Here is an 18,050-nt window from a genome sequence, read left to right as displayed (position 1 = left end):
CCGGCACAAAGGAGGCATCCGCCATGAGCGACAAGCCCAGCGAAGAGAAATCGCTGCCGCCATCGGAGAAGAAACTGCGCGATGCGCGCCGGAAGGGGCAGGTGGACAAGAGCTCCGACATGGTCACCGCCATGACCATGCTCGGCTGCACGCTCTATCTCGCCAGCGCCGCCGGCGACATCGAGGACCGGGTGCGCAACCTGATCAATACCACGACCCGGCTCTATCACGAGCCCTTCGATACCCTGTGGCCGCGCCTGCTGGGGCTGGGCTCGGAGATCGTGGTGCGTGCGGTGCTGCCGCTGATCGTCATCACCATCGTGGCGGTCGTGTTGACCAACATCGTCATCATGCGCGGCATGCTGTTCTCGGCCGATCCGGTCAAGCCGAAATTCGAACGCATCAACCCGGCCGAAGGCGCCAAGCGCATCTTCTCGGCCCGCGGCATCATCGAATTCATCAAGTCGCTGATCAAGATGGGCTCGCTGGCCGTGGCCTTCGTGGTCGTCTATCGGCTGGGGCTGCAGGCGCTGATGGATTCGCCCCGCTGCGGCTTCGGCTGCCTGGAGGGCATCCTCGTGGCGCTGCTCCGGCCATTGATCATCACCGCGCTGGTTGCCTTTCTCATCGTCGGCTTGATCGACGTGCAGATGCAGCGCTGGCTGTTCCGGCGCGATCAGCGCATGACCCGGACCGAGCACAAGCGCGAGCGCAAGGACATGGAGGGCGACCCGGAAATTCGCCGGGCACGCCAGAAGCGGCGCCGCGACATGCAGGCCGGCTCTGCCCGCACGGGCATGCAGCATGCATCGATCATGCTCGGCGCCGCCGGCGACTGGCTGGTGGGCCTGCGCTACGTGAGCGGCGAAACGCCCGTGCCCGTGGTGGCCTGCCAGGCGGATCCGGAGCAGTCCACGGCGATGCTCGAGGACGCCGCCAGGCACGGCGTGCCGGTGGTCGACGAGCGCGAACTGGCGGCGAGGATCGCCAGGCGCGCCGCCAACGGCGAGGCGATCCCCGACGACACCTTCCAGCCGGTGGCCGACGTGCTGGTCGCGGCCGGGCTCATCTAGCCCGTGACGATGTCGCGGGGCTCCATGCTGCTAAGCTGAGAGCAGGCGAGTCAGCGCCTGGCCAGGTGGAGGGGAGGTATGTTGCCGGAACTGTTGATGGTGGTCGCGCTCGGCCTGGAGTCCGATCCCTTGTCGGCGGCCCTGTCGCATTTCGAGCGGGTGCCTGCCTACCAGTTGACCGTGCGCAGCGAGGGGCGGCGTGGCGAGGAGGTCATCCGCTACAGCTATCGTCGCCCCGGGTTCATCCGCATGGACATGGTCACGCCCTACCGCGGGGCCGTGCTGATCTACAGCCCCGAGACCCGACGGGTCCGGCTCTGGCCCTTCGGCTCCCCCGAGCGACGTGCCGGCCTGTCCCTCAGCCCCCTCAACCCCCTGGTACGCAGCGCCCGAGGGCACCGGGTGGACGAGTCGGACGTGGGCACCCTGCTGCGCAACGTGCAGCGACTGCAGCAGCAGGGGGAACTGCATCACCTGGGCGGCGCCGTGGTCGATGACCGGCGCAGCCAGCATCTGGTCGTGCAGGGCGAGGAGGGCCATCGGGTGGGCGAGGTCGCCCGTTACGAGCTGTGGCTCGACGACGAGACCCTGTTCCCGCTCAAGGTCATCAGCTTCGACCGGCTGGGGAGCGTGATCGAGAGGGTGCGGCTGGAGGAGCTCGCCATCGACCCCGACCTGCCGGAGGACTTCTTCTCGCCCTGAGCGCTGGTCGTGAGCGCACGCAAGGACCCCGAGCATGGCGGAATTCCGGTTCGTCACCACCTGGCGGTTCGAGGCGCCGATCGACGAGGTGTATCGGGCCATCAGCGACTCGCCGTGCTGGCCGGCCTGGTGGGAGAGCCTCTGCTCGGTGGAGGAGCTGGCGCCGGGTGATGCCAACGGTATCGGCCGGCGGTATCGCTACACCTGGAAGAGCCGCCTGGGTTATCGCCTGCGCTTCGAGATCCGCGTCACCCGCGTCCGGCCGGGCCGGTCGATCGAGGGAAGCGCCAGTGGTGACGTGCAGGGTAGCGGCCGCTGGCAGTTGACCGAGGAGGGGCGAGTCACCCGGGTGCGATACGAGTGGCGGGTGCGTCCCGTCCGGCGCTGGATGGCCCTGGTGGCCCCCGTCGCGGGGCCGCTGTTCGCCTGGAACCATCATGCCGTGATGCAGGACGGTGCCACCGGGCTCGCCCGGTGGCTCGATGTGCGGCTGCTCGGGACCAGCCGTGAGTGATGCGGCCATCGACATCACCCGCGCCCTCGATGCGCTGTCGATTCGCACCGCCGTCGCTCGACCCTTGAGCAGGCAGCGCCTAGGCTGCTTGGCAATCGAGGAGATTTCGACATGCAATACATGCTGATGTGCTGTATCGACGAGGCACTGTGGGAGGCGCTGCCCGAGGCATCGCGCGATGAGGTGATGGACGACTACCATGCGCTGATCCAGGAGATGGTCACCAGCGGCCACTACCGGGGCGGGGCACGGCTGCAGTCGGTGGCCACCTCCACCACCCTGCGCGAGCAGGACGGCAAGGTGGTGACCCTCGACGGCCCCTTCGCCGAGGCCCGCGAACAGCTGGGGGGCTTCCACGTGGTGGAGTGTCGTGACCTGGACGAGGCCCTGGCCCTGGCCCGGCGCATCCCGCCGCTGCGGGTGGGGGGCGCGGTCGAGGTGCGGCCGGTGGATCCGGCCTATCGCATGTGATGGGCGCGCAGGTGGATCTGGCCGCCCTCTATCGCCGTGAGTATGGCCGCCTGCTCGCCGGCCTGATCCGCCGCTTCGGCGATTTCGCGCTGGCCGAGGATGCCCTGCAGGCGGCCTTCGAGGCCGCCATGGTGCAGTGGCCGGCCGAAGGCGTGCCGCCGACCCCGGTCTCCTGGCTGGCGGCCACCGCCCGCCACAAGGCCGTCGACCAGCTGCGCCACCGGCAGATGCGCGAGCGCAAGCAGGGCGAGCTCACGACCCACCTGGCGCTGCTGCTCGAGTCGGCGGCGGATCCCGACGATCCCGAGCCGCTGGACAGCCTGCGGCTGATCTTCACCTGCTGCCATCCCGCCCTGTCCCGGCCCGCCCAGGTGGCGCTGACGCTGCGTACCCTGGGCGGGCTCACCACCGAGGAGATCGCCCGGGCCTTCATGGTGCCGGTGCCCACCCTGGCCCAGCGGCTGGTGCGTGCCAAGGCCAAGATCCGCGACGCAGGCATTCCCTTCGAGGTACCGGGCGACGGCGACCTGGCCGAGCGCCTGGAGGCGGTGCTGGCGGTGATCTACCTGATCTTCAACGAGGGCTATGTCGCCAGCTACGGCCACCGGCTGATACGCGTCGAGCTGTGCCATGAGGCGATTCGCCTCGGCCGCCTGCTGGTCGGCCTGCTGCCCGCCGAACGCGAGGCCCGGGGGCTGCTGGGGCTGATGCTGCTGCATGACGCCCGGCGCGAGACGCGTACCGATGCCGCCGGTGACATCGTGCTGCTCGAGGACCAGGACCGCACGCGCTGGGACCGGGAGGCGATCGACGAGGGCGTCGCCCAGGTCGAGCTGGCCCTGCGCGGTCGCGCGCCGGACGCGCGTTCCCTGCTGGCCGGGCCTTACACGGTCCAGGCGGCGATCGCCGCCCTGCATGCCCAGGCGCCCACGGCGGCCGAGACCGACTGGCGGCGCATCGCGGCACTCTACAGCCTGCTCCACGGCCTCCAGCCCACCCCGGTGGTGGCCCTCAACCGCGCCGTGGCCATCGCCATGGCGGACGGCCTGGAGACGGGCCTTGGCCTGCTCGAGCAGATCCACCTGCCCGGCTATCACCTGCTGCCGGCGACCCGGGCCGACCTGCTGCGTCGGCTGGGCCGATACGGCGAAGCCGCCGGGCAGTACCGCGAGGCCCTGGGCCTGGTGAGCCAGGCGGCAGAGCGGCGCTTCCTCGAGCGGCGTCTGGCCGAGGTCGAACGCCTGCGGGATTGAGCGCGTTCGCCGGCTCAGACCAGCCAGGCCAGTACCAGCCCCGCCAGCAGCGAGGCGAGCATCGGCAGGGCGACCCGCTGGCCGAGCCGGCGGGTGCCGAAGCCGGCCGCGAGGCCGGCCTTCACCAGGTTGTTCACCGCGGCGGCGATGACGATGCCCAGCACCGCGGTGGAGGGGTCGATGCGGCCCAGCGACATGCGGGTCAGCGACAGGGTGATGGCGTCGACGTCGGCCAACCCGGAGGTGGCGGCCAGCAGGTAGATGCCGGCCTCGCCCAGCCACTCCCTGAGCCACTCGCCGAGCAGCATGATCAGCGCCAGCAGGGCGCCGAACAGCAGTGCCGTGCGCAGCTCCAGCGGGTTCTGGATCAGCGCCGGTCGGTCGAGCTTGAGCGCCCGATGCCGGGTGCGCCAGAAGTAGAGGGCCGGAGCATAGAGCAGCGCCCCCATCACCGTGACCGGCAACAGCAGTCGAGGCAACAGGCCGGGGCTGACCACCGCGGCGTAGATCAGGATGCGCGGGAACATGGTGCCGCAGGCGAGCAGGATGCCGGCGGCCAGCATCGCCTGGACCTCCTGGTTGTGGCGCGACTGGCGGGCGAAGTGCAGGGTCAGGGCGGTGGAAGAGCTGAGCCCGGCGAACAGGCCGGTGAAGAGGATGCCCTTCTCGGGGCCGCCGACGCGAATGGCGAAGTAACCGACGAAGGAGATCGAGGCGATCAGCACCACCATCCACCAGATCTGGTAGGGATTGAGGGCCTCGCCCGGCCCCATCCCCTGGTTGGGCAGTAGCGGCAGCATCACCACGGTGATCAGCAGCAGCTTGAGACCGGCGTCGAGCTCGTGGGCCTGCAGCTTGCCCAGCAGGCCGTGGATCTCGCGCTTGTTGTCGAGGATCACCGCGGTGATCACCGCACAGGCGGTGGCCAGGGTCAGGTCGATGGCCACCGCGATGGCACCGAAGCAGAAGGTGAGCAGCAGCCCGATCAGGCCGGTGATGCTGTAGTCGCGGTATTCGCTCACCCGGGCCCGCCAGGCCACCAGGCCGATGGCCGCCACGGCCAGGAACAGCAGTGGGAAGGCCCAGGCGATGAGCCGTTCGGCGAGCAGCGCGGCGATGCCGCCGAGCAGCCCCACCAGGGCATGGGTACGGATGCCGGCGATGCGTTCGCCGGACTTCTGTTCCCGTGCCACCCAGCCCCGCTCGAGGCCGATCAGCGCCCCCAGCAGCAGCGCCACCGCCAGTCGGAGGGCGGTCTCGTTGGCAGTGATGAACTGGCTGGCGACCTCGTCCATGGGCATGGGATCCTGGCCTGCAGAGAGGCGACGCTTTCATGGTGGACCGTGCGACGGGCGGCATCAATCGCGGTGCTTGCGAGAGTTTCACTGTATTGCGAAACCCCGGGCTCGAGCCTCGATTTTCTCGCTATGCTGGAGAAGGACCGACTGGATAGGGATGTCCTGCCGACCACTCCTCATGACGACAACGGTTTGGAGGCAGACATGTCCGACGACAAGAAGGCAAGAGGGTTACGCGAGCTCTACGACCAGGACCCCGAACGCGCCGACTGGCTGACGTTCGGGCGCATCACCGGTACCAATCGCCGAGGCTTTCTCAAGGGTGCGGGACTCGCCGCCATGACCGCTGCGGTGGGCGCCGCCTCGATTCCCTTCGCCCGGCACATGCCCGGCGGGCTGATCCCGGCGGCGCTGGCCGACGAGGTGGGCAACTTCGAGATCCTCGGCAAGGAGGGCATCATCATCCGCAACGACCGGCCGGTGAACCTGGAGACGCCGCCGCACCTGCTCGACGACGACGTCACGCCGATCCGCCACTTCTTCGTGCGCAACAACGGCGGCCTGCCCGACGAGGCAGCGGACCCCGACGGCTGGACCCTGAGCGTCGACGGCGAGGTCGACGAGCCCTTCGAGATCACCCTGGGCGAGCTCAGGGAGCGCTTCGAGACGATCACCCGCCAGGCCCAACTGGAGTGCGGCGGCAACGGCCGCGCGGGCTTCAACCCCTCGCCGCGGGGCAACCAGTGGGTCATCGGGGCCGTGGGCAACGGCGAGTGGACCGGTTGCCGGCTCAAGGACGTGCTCGAGGCGGCGGGCGTCAGGTCGTCGGCGGTCTACACCGCCCACTACGGCGCCGACCCGCATCTCTCCGGTGACCCGGAGCGGGAGGCGCTCAGCCGCGGCGTGCCGATCGAGAAGGCGCTGGAGGAGCAGAACATGCTGGTCTGGGAGATGAACGGCGAGCCGCTGCCGCTGGCCCACGGTGGGCCGCTGCGGATCCTGGTGCCCGGCTGGCCCGGCTCCTGCTCCCAGAAGTGGGTGACCCGGATCTGGGTGCGCGACCGGGAGCATGACGGCCAGGGCATGACCGGTCACTCCTATCGGGTACCGCGCCATCCGGTGGAGCCGGGCGCCGAGGTGCCCGACGAGGACATGGTGGTGATGGAATCGATGCCGGTGAAGTCGGTCATCACCCATCCACAGACCCGGGTCGAGGCGCCCAGTGGCGAAGCGCTGGCGGTGCGTGGCCACGCCTGGGCGGGGGACCGCCAGGTCGCGGCCATGCACCTCTCCATCGACTTCGGTGCCACCTGGCAGGAGGCCGAGTTGGACGAGCCGGCCAACCCCTATGCCTGGCAGCACTGGCGTGCCGAGATCGCGCTGCCGTCACCGGGCTACTTCGAAGTGTGGGCCCGGGCCACGGACGACCACGGCGACATGCAGCCGGCGGTGGTGCCGGGATGGAACCCCCGGGGCTATCTCAATAACTCCCAGCACCGCATCGCGGTCGTCGCCGTCTGACCCGGGGGTGACGATGAATCGATGCCTGCCGGTCGCGCTGCTCGGCATGGCGCTGGCCGTGCCGCTGCAGGCCAGCGATGACGACTTCGATGGCCTGCCCGAGGGGGAGGGACGGCTCGAGACCTACCAGAACTGTGTTGCCTGCCATTCCACGGCGATCATCCGCCAGCAGAACCTGTCCCGGGAGACCTGGGACGAGGTGCTCGACTGGATGGTCGAGGAGCAGGGCATGTGGGAGATGGCCCCCGAGGTACGGGAGGCGGTGCTGGACTACCTCGCCGAGCAGTTCGGGCGCGAGTGAACACCGGGCGGCAGGGTGGCCGGACGGGATGCTTCACGGCACACAACCCTGTGACGCGATATTTGCCAAGCGTCACGGACTGCCGGATACTGTATGTAGATACAGTTATTCTGGGAGATGTCCATGTCGTTCGCTGCTCGGGTGTGCGTGAGTGGTCGCGCCGTCCTCGGATCCGGGGGCGGGGCGCAGCCGCTGATGGGCTGCCGGGTACGGGCCGGTTTCCCCAGCCCCGCGGATGACCATCTGGACGTCGAGATCGACCTGCACGCCCATGTGGTGCGCCGGCCGGCCTCGACCTACTTCGTGCGCGCCGAGGGCGACTCCATGCTCGGCGACGGCATCCACGACGGTGACCTGCTGGTGGTCGATCGTAGCCTCGAGCCGCTGCCCGGCCGGGTGGTCGTCATCGCCGTGGACGGCGAGCCCACCGTCAAGCGGCTGGCTCGCCTCGGGGCGCGCACCGTGCTGCTGGCCAGCAATCCGCGGTTTGCGCCGATCCCGCTGGAGGGACGCGAGTGCCAGGTGTGGGGCGTGGTGACCCATGTGCTCCACGCCCTGCCGGGGGCGGCGCCGTGATCGCCCTGGTCGACGTCAACGATTTCTATGTCAGCTGCGAACGCGCCTTCGCCCCGCGCCTCGAGGGGCTGCCGGTGGGGGTGCTCTCCAACAACGACGGCTGCGTAGTGGCTCGCTCCCGGGAGCTCAAGGCGCTGGGCGTCGCCATGGGGGCGCCGATGCACCTGCTGCCACCGGCCATTCGGCGCCAGGCGGTGCTGCTCTCGAGCAATTACGCGCTCTACGGCGACATGTCGCGGCGGGTGAATGCGATCCTCGCCGAGTTCTCGCCGGACGTGGAGGTGTATTCCATCGACGAGAGCTTCCTGGGCTTCGCCGGTATCGAGCCGGCTACCCTCGAGGCCCATGGCCAGCGGCTGCGCGAGACGGTGCGCCGCGACACCGGTTTGCCGGTCTGCGTGGGTGTGGCGCCGACCCGGGTGCTGGCCAAGGTGGCCAATCGGCTCGCCAAGCGGCAGCCCGCCTTCGAGGGCGTCTGCCCGCTCGAGGCCGACAGCGACGTGACCCGCCATGTCCTCGAACGGCTGCCGGTGGTCGAGCTGTGGGGCGTGGCGCGCCGCACCGGTGAACGGCTGGCGCTGATGGGCATCGACACGGCCTGGCAGCTACGCCAGGCGGACCCCGCGCGCATTCGCCGCGCCTTCTCGGTGGTGATGGAACGCCTGGTCTGGGAGTTGCGTGGCCATCCGGCCATCGACATCGAGGATCTGGCCGAACCGCGCCAGCGGATCCTGGTGTCGCGCTCCTTCGGCCGCCTGACCGGCGAGCCGAGCGACCTGCAGGCAGCGGTGCGCCAGCACGCCGCCCGGGCGGCCGAGAAACTGCGCCGCCAGGGGAGCCTGGCCCGGGCCGTCCAGGTGTTCCTGCGCACCAGCCCCTTCCCGGTGGGCGCTCCCCAGTACCGCAATAGCGTGGTGGTGCCGCTGGCACGGCCCTCCGCCGATAGCCGCGACCTGCTCGAGGCCGCCGGCCGTGGACTCGCGGCGATCCTTCGCGAGGGATATCGCTACCAGAAATGCGGCGTCATGCTGCTCGACCTGGTGAGTGGGCAGGCGCGCCAGCTCTCGCTGCTGGAAGAGGTGCAGAGCGAGACCACACGCGGCCGTAGCCAGCGCCTGATGGCCACGGTGGACCGCCTCAACCGCGAGATGGGGCGCGATACCGTGCGCTTCGGCCTGCCTCGCCAGGACAGCCCCTGGGCGCTGCGCTGCGAGCGTCGCACTCCGCGCTACACCACCCGCTGGGACGAATTGATGAGGGTCAAGACCGGCTGAGCAGCGTGCCGGGGCAGGGCGAGCGGCCGGCGTGACGCTGCCTGCCGCCCGTATGGCGCGGCGGCGACGAGGCTGCCATGCTGAAAGGGCATTCACTCTGCCGCCGGCACGATCCTGCCCAACCGTCGGGGCCGGCGGTCGCGAGGCGCCCATGTCCCCCACCTTTCTGCCGTCGCTCCGGCGCCTCCTGGCGCTGTCGTTGCTCGTCGTGCTGCTGGTTGCCTGGGGGCAGGCGGCCGCACGGGAACTCGCCGCCGAACCGGACACCATGGTCGAGGTGGAAGTCGCCACCGTCGGCATCGCCGGGTTCGGTGGCGTGCCGGTGGTGTTGCTGCGCGAACCCGGTGCCCGGGAAGTGATCCCGATCTTCATCGGCCCGGTGGAGGCCGGCGCCATCCTGCGAGGCCTGAGCGGCGATCGGCCCCGTCGACCGATGACCCACGAACTGCTCGGCGACGTGCTCGATGGCATCGAGGTGAGCCTGGAGCGGGTCTATGTCGACGCCATCGTCGACAACACCTTCCTCGGCATGCTCGAGCTGCGTCTGGCGGGGCGTGACGATCCGGTGCGCATCGACAGCCGGCCCAGCGATGCCATCGCCCTGGCCCTCACCGCCGGGGCGAGCATCCACGTCGCCCCCCAGGTGCTGGAAGCCGCTCGCGAGATCGAGTACGAAGGGTTCGCCGACCAGGTGGTGGTGGCACTGGGCATCACGGTCACGCCTCTCGACGACGACCTGCGCGAGGCCCTCGGGTTGCCGGAAGAAACCGGCCTGCTGGTCAGCGACGTCAGCGGCCCGGCCCTGGAAGCGGGCATGGCCCCGGGGTCGATGCTGCTCGAGGTGAACGGCGAGCCGCCGGAGACCCCGATGCACTTTCTCGAGCTGGTTCGCGACACGCCCGAGGATGAGGATGCCCGGCTGCGCTACTGGCAGGAAGGCGAGGAGCACGAGCTCGAACTCTCCACCGATGTTCCCACGCCCCGCCCGCGTGCGCGCGAACCGGCCACCCCGGGCATCGAGACCTGAGTGCGCCCCGTGCAGACGAAGACAGCCGCGCGGCATCTGCCGGGCGGCTGTCTCGTGGTGTCTTCTGGTGCCGGTGATAGGAGTCGAACCTACGACCTACGCATTACGAGTGCGTTGCTCTACCGACTGAGCTACACCGGCGTTCGTAGGCGATGATAGTGACAACCCCGGGGCATTGCCAGTGGCGGGGAGAGGGCGGTGCCTCAGCGCCGCCGCGTCAGCCCCTCCTGGGCCGTGGAGGCGACCAGTCGACCGCGGCGGTCGTAGATGCTGCCGCGGGCAAAGCCACGGGCACCGCCGGCCCAGGGGCTGTCCATGTCGTAGAGCAGCCAGTCGTTGAGCTTGACGTCGTGGTGGAACCACAGGGCGTGGTCGAGGCTGGCGATCTGCAGCGCCGGATCGCCGAAGGTGATCCCGTGGGGCACCAGTGCCGTGGTCAGCAGATTGAAGTCGGAACTGTAGGCGAGCAGGTAGCGGTTGAGCGCCGGGTCGTCGGGCAGCTCGCCGGCCAGGCGGAACCAGAGCCGCTTGCGGGCGGGCTGGCCCGGGTCGGCCTCGTCACCGAGGTGCAGGAACTCGATGGGGTGGCCGGGGAAGCGTTCGAGCCGTGCATTGGGGCTCTCCAGAGACTCGGGGAGGGGTACCGCGGGGATCGCCGGCTGGTGGGTGAAGCCTGCCTCCTCGCCCTGAAAGGAGGCGCTGCAGAAGAAGATCGGTCGCCCCTTCTGGATGGCGGTGACCCGGCGGGTGGTGAAGCTGCCGCCGTCGCGTACCGCATCGACCTGATAGACTACCGGGCGATGGGCGTCGCCGGGGCGCAGGAAGTAACCGTGCAGCGAGTGGGCGCGCCGCGCCGGGTCGACGGTCTGGCTGGCGGCCGACAGGGCCTGCCCCAGCACCTGGCCGCCGAACAGTTGGGGTAGCCCGAGATCCTGGCTGGTGCCGCGGAACAGGTTTTCTTCGAGAGCCTCCAGGCCGAGCAGGTCCACCAGGGCATTCAGGGCGTCAGACATTGTCGCTATCCTCCAGGAGCGGCCGGCATGGCGCGAGGCCGGCGCTGTCATACGGTCGTTTCATGGCGTTCAGTCTATCGGAGTCGATGCCGATGCGCAGTGACGAATTCTACATGCACCGGGCTCTCGATCAGGCCCGCGCGGGGCTCGCCGCCGGCGAGGTGCCGGTGGGCGCGGTGGTGGTGGACGCCGCCGGCGAGATCGTCGGGGCCGGCTACAATGCCCCGGTCTCCGGCCATGACCCCAGCGCCCATGCCGAGATCCGCGCCCTGCGCGACGCCGGGGCGCGGCTCGGCAATTACCGGCTCGACGGTTGCACCCTCTACGTGACCCTCGAGCCCTGCCTGATGTGCACCGGGGCGATCATCCATGCGCGGCTGGCACGGGTGGTCTACGGTGCCGCCGAGCCACGCACCGGCATGGTCGAGTCGAAGGCCAATCTCTTCGCCCAGCCCTGGCACAACCACCGGGTCGAGGTGGAGGGCGGGGTGCTGGCGGCACGCGCCACGCGGCTGCTCAGGGGGTTCTTCGCTGCCCGGCGGGAAGGCGAGGAGGCCGGCTGATCCGCCCTACATGACCGGGGGGACGAGTTCGAACACGCTGCTCTCCTGGGCGTCGGGCAGCCGGGCATTGAGGCGATGGAACTGCTGCTGGCTGCGGTCCATGTAGGCGAGAATCTCGTGGTAGCGACGGATATTGCGTACGTAGAGCACCGGCTCGCCACCGCGGGCATAGCCGTGCCGGGTCTTGCTGTGCCACTCCCGTTCCTGCAGCAGCGGCAGCGCCTCGCGGACGTCGGCCCAGCGATCCGGGTCGCCGCCGCGCCGCTCGGCGATGTCACGGGCGTCGTAGAGATGCCCGAGCCCCACGTTGTAGGCGGCCATGGCCATGAACAGCCGGTCGTCGCCGGTGATCGACTCGGGCAGGCGGTCCTTCAGGCTGCGCAGGTAGCGGGCCCCGCCCGAGATGCTCTGCTCCGGATCGAGACGGTCGTCGACGTCCAGCTCGCCGGCGGTGGGCAGGGTCAGCATCATCAAGCCGCGCACCCCGGTGGGGGAGGTGGCCTCCGGGTCCCAGTGGGACTCCTGATAGCCCAGTGCGGCCAGCAGCTTCCAGTCGAAGCGAGTGTCCCTCGCGGCGTCGCGGAACAGCTCGGCGTACCCCGGCAGGCGCTCGTTCACATGGGTGATGAAGGTGCGGGCGCCGACGTACTCCAGATAGTCGTCGTGACCGAAGTAGCGGGCCACCAGCTGATCCAGCTCGCCCTCCACCCGCAGTGCCTCGAGGAAGCGGTTGGCCTCCTCGACCAGCCCAAGGCCGCGTCCGGCGGGGAAGGCCCAGGCCATGGAGAGCGGCTCGCCGAGTACGAAACCTCGCTCCACGCCGGGGAAGAACAGCCGGTTGAGACGGAACTGATGGTCGAAGACCACCGCGGCGTCCAGGGTGCCGTTCTCGACCAGGCCGAGCAGTTCGGCCACCTCCAGGTCGATGGATTCCCGCCAACTCAGCCCGGGGTGCTCGGCCTGTAGTTCGCGAAGCACCAGATCGGTACCGGAACCGCCCAGGGTGGCGATCGCCAGGCCGTCCAGATCGTCGAGGCGCTTCACCGGCGGCAGTCCCCGGCGGTAGACCAGCAGTGGCTGCAGGTCGAGGATCGGCCGGCTGAAGATCACGCCGTCCAGGGTCGGGTCCAGCGGCAGGGCGGCGGCACCCAGATCGCCGTCACGCCGGACCGTCTCGAGCACCTCCGGGATGTTGTGACTGGCATCCAGGGTCAGGCTGACGCCGAGGTGATCGACGAAGCGTCGCATCAGCTCGTATTCGAAGCCGGTAGGGCCCTGTCGCCCCTCGTAGTAGGTGGTGGGGGTGTTGCGGGTGTGCACGCTGAGGAAGTCGCGCGCCAGTATCTCGTCCAGATGCCGGCCATCGGGTACTCCGGGGTGCTCCGGCAGGAGCCCCAGGGTCAGCGCGATGGCCAGGGCGGCGTAGCCGCGCCGGAAGCGCCGGAAGTGGTCGGACAGGGCTGCAGGCATTCGGGTACTGGATGACGACGGGGGACCCGTTACCATAACCAGCGGGGGGCACGCTGTCATCCGTGCGATTTCTCGCCACCCTCGCTTTCCAGTATCATGTGCGCTCGTTGCCGCAGGCCGCGGCCCCCCGATAGATATCCGTTTCAGAGGCTCCAAGACATGCTCGAACTGCGAGGCGCGCCCGCCCTCTCCGCTTTCCGTCATGCCAAGCTGCTGGCCGCCCTGCGCGACACCGTTGCCGACGTCGAGTCGCTGCACGCCGACTATGTGCATTTCGTCGACCACGACGGCGAGCTGGCCGGCGACGACCTGGCCGTGCTGGAGCGGTTGCTGGACTATGGGGCCAGGGACGAGGGCGCCAGTGCCGAGCCGCCGGCCGTCGGTTCCGATGCTCACCGGGATGGGCAGCTGTTCCTGGTGGTACCGCGCATCGGCACCCAGTCGCCCTGGTCTTCCAAGGCCACCGACATCGCCCACAACTGCGGTCTGGCCCAGATCCGACGGATCGAGCGTGGCATCGCCTACCGGGTCAGGCTCAAGGGCATGTTGTCGGAGAAGGCCTTCGACCGGATCGTGGCCACCCTGCACGATCGCATGACCGAGACGGTGCTGGCCGATGCCTCCGATGCCGCCCGCCTCTTCGCTCACCATGAGCCGGCACCGCTGGGCAGCGTCGACATCCTCGAGGGGGGGCGGGAAGCGCTGGCAACCGCCAACGTCGAGCTCGGCCTGGCGCTGGCCGAGGACGAGATCGACTACCTGGTCGATGCCTTCCGGGGGCTCGGCCGCAACCCCGCGGACGTCGAGCTGATGATGTTCGCCCAGGCCAACTCCGAGCACTGTCGCCACAAGATCTTCAACGCCGACTGGGTGATCGACGGCGAGGCGCAGAGCCACTCGCTGTTCAAGATGATCAAGAACACCCACCAGGCCTCGCCCGATAACATTCTCTCGGCCTACAGCGACAATGCCGCGGTGATCCGGGGCTGCGAGGCAGGGCGCTTCTTCGCCGCACCGCTCACCGGCAAGGCCGCCGAGAAGGCCGTCTACGGCACCTCCCAGGAGCCGATCCAGATCCTGATGAAGGTCGAGACCCACAACCATCCCACCGCCATCGCGCCTCACCCCGGAGCGGCCACCGGTGCCGGCGGCGAGATCCGCGACGAGGGTGCCACCGGTATCGGCGGCAAGCCCAAGGCGGGCCTGACCGGCTTCACCGTCTCCAACCTGCGCATTCCCGAGTTCGTGCAGCCCTGGGAAGCCTTCGACTACGGCAAGCCGGATCGCATGCAGTCGGCACTGACGATCATGCTCGATGGCCCCATCGGCGGAGCCGCCTTCAACAACGAGTTCGGCCGCCCCAACCTCGCCGGCTACTTCCGTAGCTACGAGCAGGACGCCCTGGGGGCGGACGGCATCGAGCGCCGCGGCTTCCACAAGCCGATCATGATCGCCGGCGGCTACGGCAACATTCGCGACGGCCATGTGCAGAAGGGCGAGATCCCGGTGGGCGGCAAGCTGATCGTGATGGGCGGGCCGGCGATGCTGATCGGCCTGGGTGGCGGGGCGGCCTCCTCCATGGCCTCGGGGACGTCGAGTGCCGATCTCGACTTCGCCTCGGTGCAGCGCGGCAACCCCGAGATCGAGCGGCGCGCCCAGGAGGTGATCGACCGCTGCTGGGCGCTGGGCGAGGCCAACCCGATCCGTTTCATCCACGACGTGGGCGCCGGCGGGCTCTCCAACGCCCTGCCGGAACTGGTCAAGGACGGCGAGCGCGGCGGACGGTTCGAGCTGCGCGCCGTGCCCAACGCCGAGCCGGGCATGAGCCCGCTGGAGATCTGGTGCAACGAGGCCCAGGAGCGCTATGTGCTGGCGGTGGCGCCGGAGGATCTCGAGACCTTCGATGCGCTGTGTCGCCGCGAGCGTTGCCCCTATGCGGTGGTCGGCGAGGCGCTCGAGGCGCACCGTCTCGAAGTGCGCGACGGCCACTTCGACAGCCAGCCCGTCGACTTGCCGATGAGCGTGCTGTTCGGCAAGCCGCCGAAGATGCAGCGCGAGTTCACCCGCGAAGTGAACGAATTGCCGGGGGTGATGCTCGACAACCTCGACCTGCGCGAGGCCATGGACCGGGTGCTGCGACTGCCCGCCGTGGCGTCGAAGGGTTTCCTGATCACGATCGGCGACCGCTCGATCACCGGCCAGGTGGCCCGCGACCAGATGGTCGGCCCCTGGCAGGTGCCGGTGGCCGACGTCGCCGTGACCACGGCCAGCTTCGACACCCACGCCGGCGAGGCCATGGCGATGGGCGAGCGCCCGCCGGTGGCATTGATCGACCCCGCCGCCAGCGCTCGGCTGGCGGTGGCCGAGGCGATCACCAACCTGGCCGCGGCTCCCATCGACAAGCTCGGCGACATCAAGCTCTCCGCCAACTGGATGAGCGCCGCCGATCATCCGGGCGAGAACCAGGCCCTCTATGACGCCGTGCACGCGGTGGGCATGGAGCTCTGTCCGGCGCTCGGGATTGCCATCCCGGTGGGCAAGGACTCCATGTCGATGCGCACCGCCTGGCGGGAGCGGAAGGGCTCTGGCGACGGGGCGGGCGAGGCCGATGAGAAGAGCGTCACCTCGCCGCTGTCGCTGGTGGTGACCGGCTTCGCCCCGGTGACCGATGCGCTCAAGACCCTGACCCCGCAGATCAACCTCGAGCAGGACGAGTCCGACCTGATCCTGATCGACCTCGGTGGTGGCCGCAACCGCCTGGGCGGTTCGGCCCTGGCCCAGGTCTACGGCCAGGTGGGCAACGAGTGCCCCGACCTGGACGACCCGGAGGACCTCAAGGCGTTCTTCGCCGTGATCCAGGGCCTCAACGCCGAGGGCAAGCTGCTCGCCTACCACGACCGCAGTGACGGCGGCCTGCTGGTGACCCTGCTGGAGATGGCCTTCGCCGCTCACGCCGGCCTCGAGATCAAGCTCGACTGGTTGATCGACGAACCCTACGAGGCGGTCGATGCGCTGTTCGCCGAGGAGCTCGGGGCGGTGATCCAGGTCAACCGCCGGCACACCGAGGAGGTGCTGGCCCAGTTCGCCGCGGCGGGTATCGAGACCTGCGGCGTCATCGCCCGCCCGCGTTACGATGACCAGGTGCGCGTGACCCTGTTCGAGGAGCCGCTGCTCGAGACCACCCGGCTGCTCACCCAGCGCACCTGGGCCGAGACCAGCTACCGGATGCAGGCGCTGCGTGACAATGCCGATTGTGCCAAGAGCGAGTTCGACGGCTTGCTCGACGACCGCGACCCCGGCCTCTCGGCGAGCCCGACCTTCGAGGTGGACGAGGATATCGCCGCGCCGTTCATCAACCGTACCCGTCCGACGGTGGCGGTGCTGCGCGAGCAGGGAGTCAACGGCCAGCTCGAGATGGCCTGGGCCTTCGACCACGCCGGCTTCGAGGCGGTCGACGTGCACATGAGCGACATCCTGGAGGGGCGGGTGTCGCTGGCGCGCTTCCAGGGGCTGGTGGCCTGCGGCGGCTTCTCCTACGGCGATGTGCTCGGGGCCGGCGGCGGCTGGGCCAAGTCGGTACTGTTCAACGCCCGGGCCCGGGAGCAGTTCGCGGCCTTCTTCGGCCGCGACGACAGCTTCGCGCTCGGCGTCTGCAACGGCTGCCAGATGCTCGCCCAGCTCAAGGAGCTGATCCCCGGTGCCGAGAGCTGGCCGCGCTTCGTGCGCAACGAGTCCGAGCAGTTCGAGGCCCGTGTCGCTATGGTGCAGGTAGAGAAGAGCCCGTCGGTCCTGCTGGCCGGGATGGAGGGCTCACGCCTGCCCATCGCCGTGGCCCATGGCGAGGGGCGCGCCGAGTTCCGCGACAGTGCCCACCTGCGCCGCATACAGGGCAGTGGCCAGGTGGCCCTGCGCTACGTCGACAACTACGGCCAGGTGACCACTCGCTATCCGGCCAACCCCAATGGCTCGCCCTCCGGCATCACCGGCCTGACCACGCCGGATGGGCGGGTCACCATCATGATGCCCCACCCGGAACGGGTGGTACGCGCGGTGACCAACTCCTGGCGACCGGCGGAGTGGACCCGGGATGGGGCCTGGGTGCGGTTGTTCCGCAACGCCCGGGTCTGGCTGGGATGATCCTTCGGCAGCAGTGATAGCCTGAACGGCAAGCGGCGACCCTCGGTCGCCGCTTGCCGTTCAGGGGGAGCTTGGGGCTAACACAGGGCGGCGGGCTGGGTGAGGCCATCGCCGTCGGTCAATCTCTCGCTGAGTGCGCCAAGCTCGGCCTGTTTCTGCCGGACGATGGTGGCCAGCAGGGAGTGAAGGGTGGCGGGGCTGGCCTCGAGCAACTGCTCATAGAAGCGGCGTGACGCCTCGGCGTCCATCATTGCCTGGGACAGGGCTTCGATGGCCATGCCCTCGCTGCCGATGAAATGGTAGGGATCGGTGTCCTTCTTTCTCAGCTGGGCGTGCAGCATGGCGTAATAGCGGTCGCTGCTCGATAGCGGGTACAGCAGTTCCAGCCGCTGGGCGATGTGAGCCAGCTTCTTCAGGCGCATCTCGCACTCGATACCCAGGCCAGCCAAGACGCGGCTGATCGCGGTGTTGAAGGTCAGAAAGCTGAAGGCGAGGCGGCGGTAGCGAGTGAGCTCGGCCAACTCGTGGGTGCCGGCAAGGGCCAGGAGCTGATCGACACGCCAGATGTTGCGGCAGGTGGATAGCGGGGGAGGCGTGGGACTTCGGGTGGATATCGTCGGCATGGCGGTGTCCTCTCGCAGGAAGGAGTGACATCGAGTCTTCCGACAGCCGCATGCGGAACAAGGGCGACCGGCCGGGGGGATGCCCGTCGGCGATCAACGTCCGGTTGATCGGCGATCTCATACCTCTGTGATGAGAAATATCAAACCCACGTGATGAGTATCGCCATCACGTCTAGCACATTGGTCTGATACCTGGCGGTCAGCTCACTATAGTCCAGGCGCCGGGGTTTCCAG

At 69.2% G+C, this 18,050-nt stretch carries 16 protein-coding genes and 1 tRNA gene; 12 read left to right on the top strand and 5 right to left on the bottom strand.

The annotated features are described in order from the left end of the window. Nucleotides 1–23 precede the first annotated feature (23 nt). From C1H66_RS08515 to C1H66_RS08495, 5 genes are all read left to right on the top strand, one after another. Nucleotides 24–1,073, top strand: a complete 1,050-nt coding sequence (locus tag C1H66_RS08515) for an EscU/YscU/HrcU family type III secretion system export apparatus switch protein (RefSeq protein WP_102627459.1) — start codon at nucleotides 24–26, stop codon at nucleotides 1,071–1,073. Nucleotides 1,074–1,151: 78 nt separating this feature from the next. Next, a complete protein-coding gene (locus C1H66_RS08510; protein ID WP_102627458.1) occupies nucleotides 1,152–1,775 on the top strand; it encodes a LolA family protein in 624 nt (207 codons plus the stop codon). Nucleotides 1,776–1,809: 34 nt separating this feature from the next. After that, the gene (locus C1H66_RS08505) at nucleotides 1,810–2,289 is read left to right on the top strand and encodes an SRPBCC family protein (protein ID WP_102627457.1); all 480 of its coding nucleotides are present in this window, start codon (nucleotides 1,810–1,812) and stop codon (nucleotides 2,287–2,289) included. 111 nt (nucleotides 2,290–2,400) lie between these two features. After that, nucleotides 2,401–2,760 carry a YciI family protein gene (locus tag C1H66_RS08500; protein ID WP_102627456.1) on the top strand — a complete coding sequence of 120 codons (360 nt, stop codon included), beginning with the start codon at nucleotides 2,401–2,403 and terminating at the stop codon, nucleotides 2,758–2,760. Nucleotides 2,761–2,771: 11 nt separating this feature from the next. Continuing rightward, complete coding sequence (locus C1H66_RS08495) at nucleotides 2,772–4,013, top strand: RNA polymerase sigma factor (protein ID WP_240618252.1); 1,242 nt, start codon at nucleotides 2,772–2,774, stop codon at nucleotides 4,011–4,013. 14 nt (nucleotides 4,014–4,027) lie between these two features. Here the strand turns inward: C1H66_RS08495 and C1H66_RS08490 are convergent, their stop codons facing one another. Next, entirely contained in the window at nucleotides 4,028–5,308 is a 1,281-nt protein-coding gene (locus C1H66_RS08490; RefSeq protein WP_102627454.1) for an MgtC/SapB family protein, read from the bottom strand. 207 nt (nucleotides 5,309–5,515) lie between these two features. Here C1H66_RS08490 and C1H66_RS08485 point away from each other — a divergent pair, with 207 nt between their 5' ends. From C1H66_RS08485 to C1H66_RS08465, 5 genes are all read left to right on the top strand, one after another. Further along, the gene (locus C1H66_RS08485) at nucleotides 5,516–6,832 is read left to right on the top strand and encodes a sulfite oxidase (RefSeq protein WP_102627453.1); all 1,317 of its coding nucleotides are present in this window, start codon (nucleotides 5,516–5,518) and stop codon (nucleotides 6,830–6,832) included. Nucleotides 6,833–6,845: 13 nt separating this feature from the next. Continuing rightward, nucleotides 6,846–7,133 (top strand): hypothetical protein, encoded by a 288-nt coding sequence (locus C1H66_RS08480; protein ID WP_102627452.1) that lies wholly within the window; start codon nucleotides 6,846–6,848, stop codon nucleotides 7,131–7,133. 123 nt (nucleotides 7,134–7,256) lie between these two features. Then, nucleotides 7,257–7,709, top strand: a complete 453-nt coding sequence (locus C1H66_RS08475) for a LexA family protein (protein WP_276308830.1) — start codon at nucleotides 7,257–7,259, stop codon at nucleotides 7,707–7,709. Further along, nucleotides 7,706–8,983, top strand: coding sequence for a Y-family DNA polymerase (locus C1H66_RS08470; RefSeq protein WP_102627450.1), 1,278 nt, complete (start codon nucleotides 7,706–7,708; stop codon nucleotides 8,981–8,983). Before C1H66_RS08475 ends, C1H66_RS08470 begins: the two co-directional genes overlap by 4 nt. 151 nt (nucleotides 8,984–9,134) lie before the next feature. Next, nucleotides 9,135–10,010, top strand: a complete 876-nt coding sequence (locus C1H66_RS08465) for a bifunctional nuclease domain-containing protein (RefSeq protein ID WP_102627449.1) — start codon at nucleotides 9,135–9,137, stop codon at nucleotides 10,008–10,010. Nucleotides 10,011–10,075: 65 nt separating this feature from the next. Here the strand turns inward: C1H66_RS08465 and C1H66_RS08460 are convergent. Both C1H66_RS08460 and C1H66_RS08455 read right to left on the bottom strand, forming a co-directional pair. Beyond that, nucleotides 10,076–10,151: transfer RNA gene (locus C1H66_RS08460), tRNA-Thr, on the bottom strand. Between the two features lie 62 nt (nucleotides 10,152–10,213). Beyond that, nucleotides 10,214–11,023 carry an acyl-CoA thioesterase gene (locus tag C1H66_RS08455; RefSeq protein ID WP_102627448.1) on the bottom strand — a complete coding sequence of 270 codons (810 nt, stop codon included), beginning with the start codon at nucleotides 11,021–11,023 and terminating at the stop codon, nucleotides 10,214–10,216. 92 nt (nucleotides 11,024–11,115) lie between these two features. Between C1H66_RS08455 and tadA the strand changes: the two genes are divergently transcribed. Next, on the top strand, nucleotides 11,116–11,586 hold the full coding sequence (gene tadA / locus C1H66_RS08450; RefSeq protein WP_102627447.1) for a tRNA adenosine(34) deaminase TadA: 471 nt from the start codon (nucleotides 11,116–11,118) through the stop codon (nucleotides 11,584–11,586). A gap of 6 nt (nucleotides 11,587–11,592) precedes the next feature. On the opposite strand, the gene mltF is transcribed toward tadA, so the two are convergent. Continuing rightward, nucleotides 11,593–13,056: a membrane-bound lytic murein transglycosylase MltF gene (gene mltF / locus C1H66_RS08445; protein WP_102627446.1), complete on the bottom strand. Its 1,464-nt coding sequence runs from the start codon at nucleotides 13,054–13,056 to the stop codon at nucleotides 11,593–11,595. A 159-nt stretch (nucleotides 13,057–13,215) separates the two neighbouring features. On the opposite strand from mltF, the gene purL reads away from it, so the two are divergent. After that, nucleotides 13,216–17,193, top strand: coding sequence for a phosphoribosylformylglycinamidine synthase (gene purL / locus C1H66_RS08440; protein ID WP_102627445.1), 3,978 nt, complete (start codon nucleotides 13,216–13,218; stop codon nucleotides 17,191–17,193). Nucleotides 17,194–17,270: 77 nt separating this feature from the next. Here purL and C1H66_RS08435 read toward each other — a convergent pair whose 3' ends face one another. After that, nucleotides 17,271–17,816: a hypothetical protein gene (locus C1H66_RS08435; protein WP_102627444.1), complete on the bottom strand. Its 546-nt coding sequence runs from the start codon at nucleotides 17,814–17,816 to the stop codon at nucleotides 17,271–17,273. Between the last annotated feature and the right edge of the window lie 234 nt (nucleotides 17,817–18,050).

The organism is Halomonas heilongjiangensis (genome assembly GCF_002879645.1).
GTDB classification, from domain to species: domain Bacteria; phylum Pseudomonadota; class Gammaproteobacteria; order Pseudomonadales; family Halomonadaceae; genus Halomonas; species Halomonas heilongjiangensis.
Note: the sequence above shows the minus strand (reverse complement) of the source record. Positions and strands in the feature narration are given on the sequence as shown.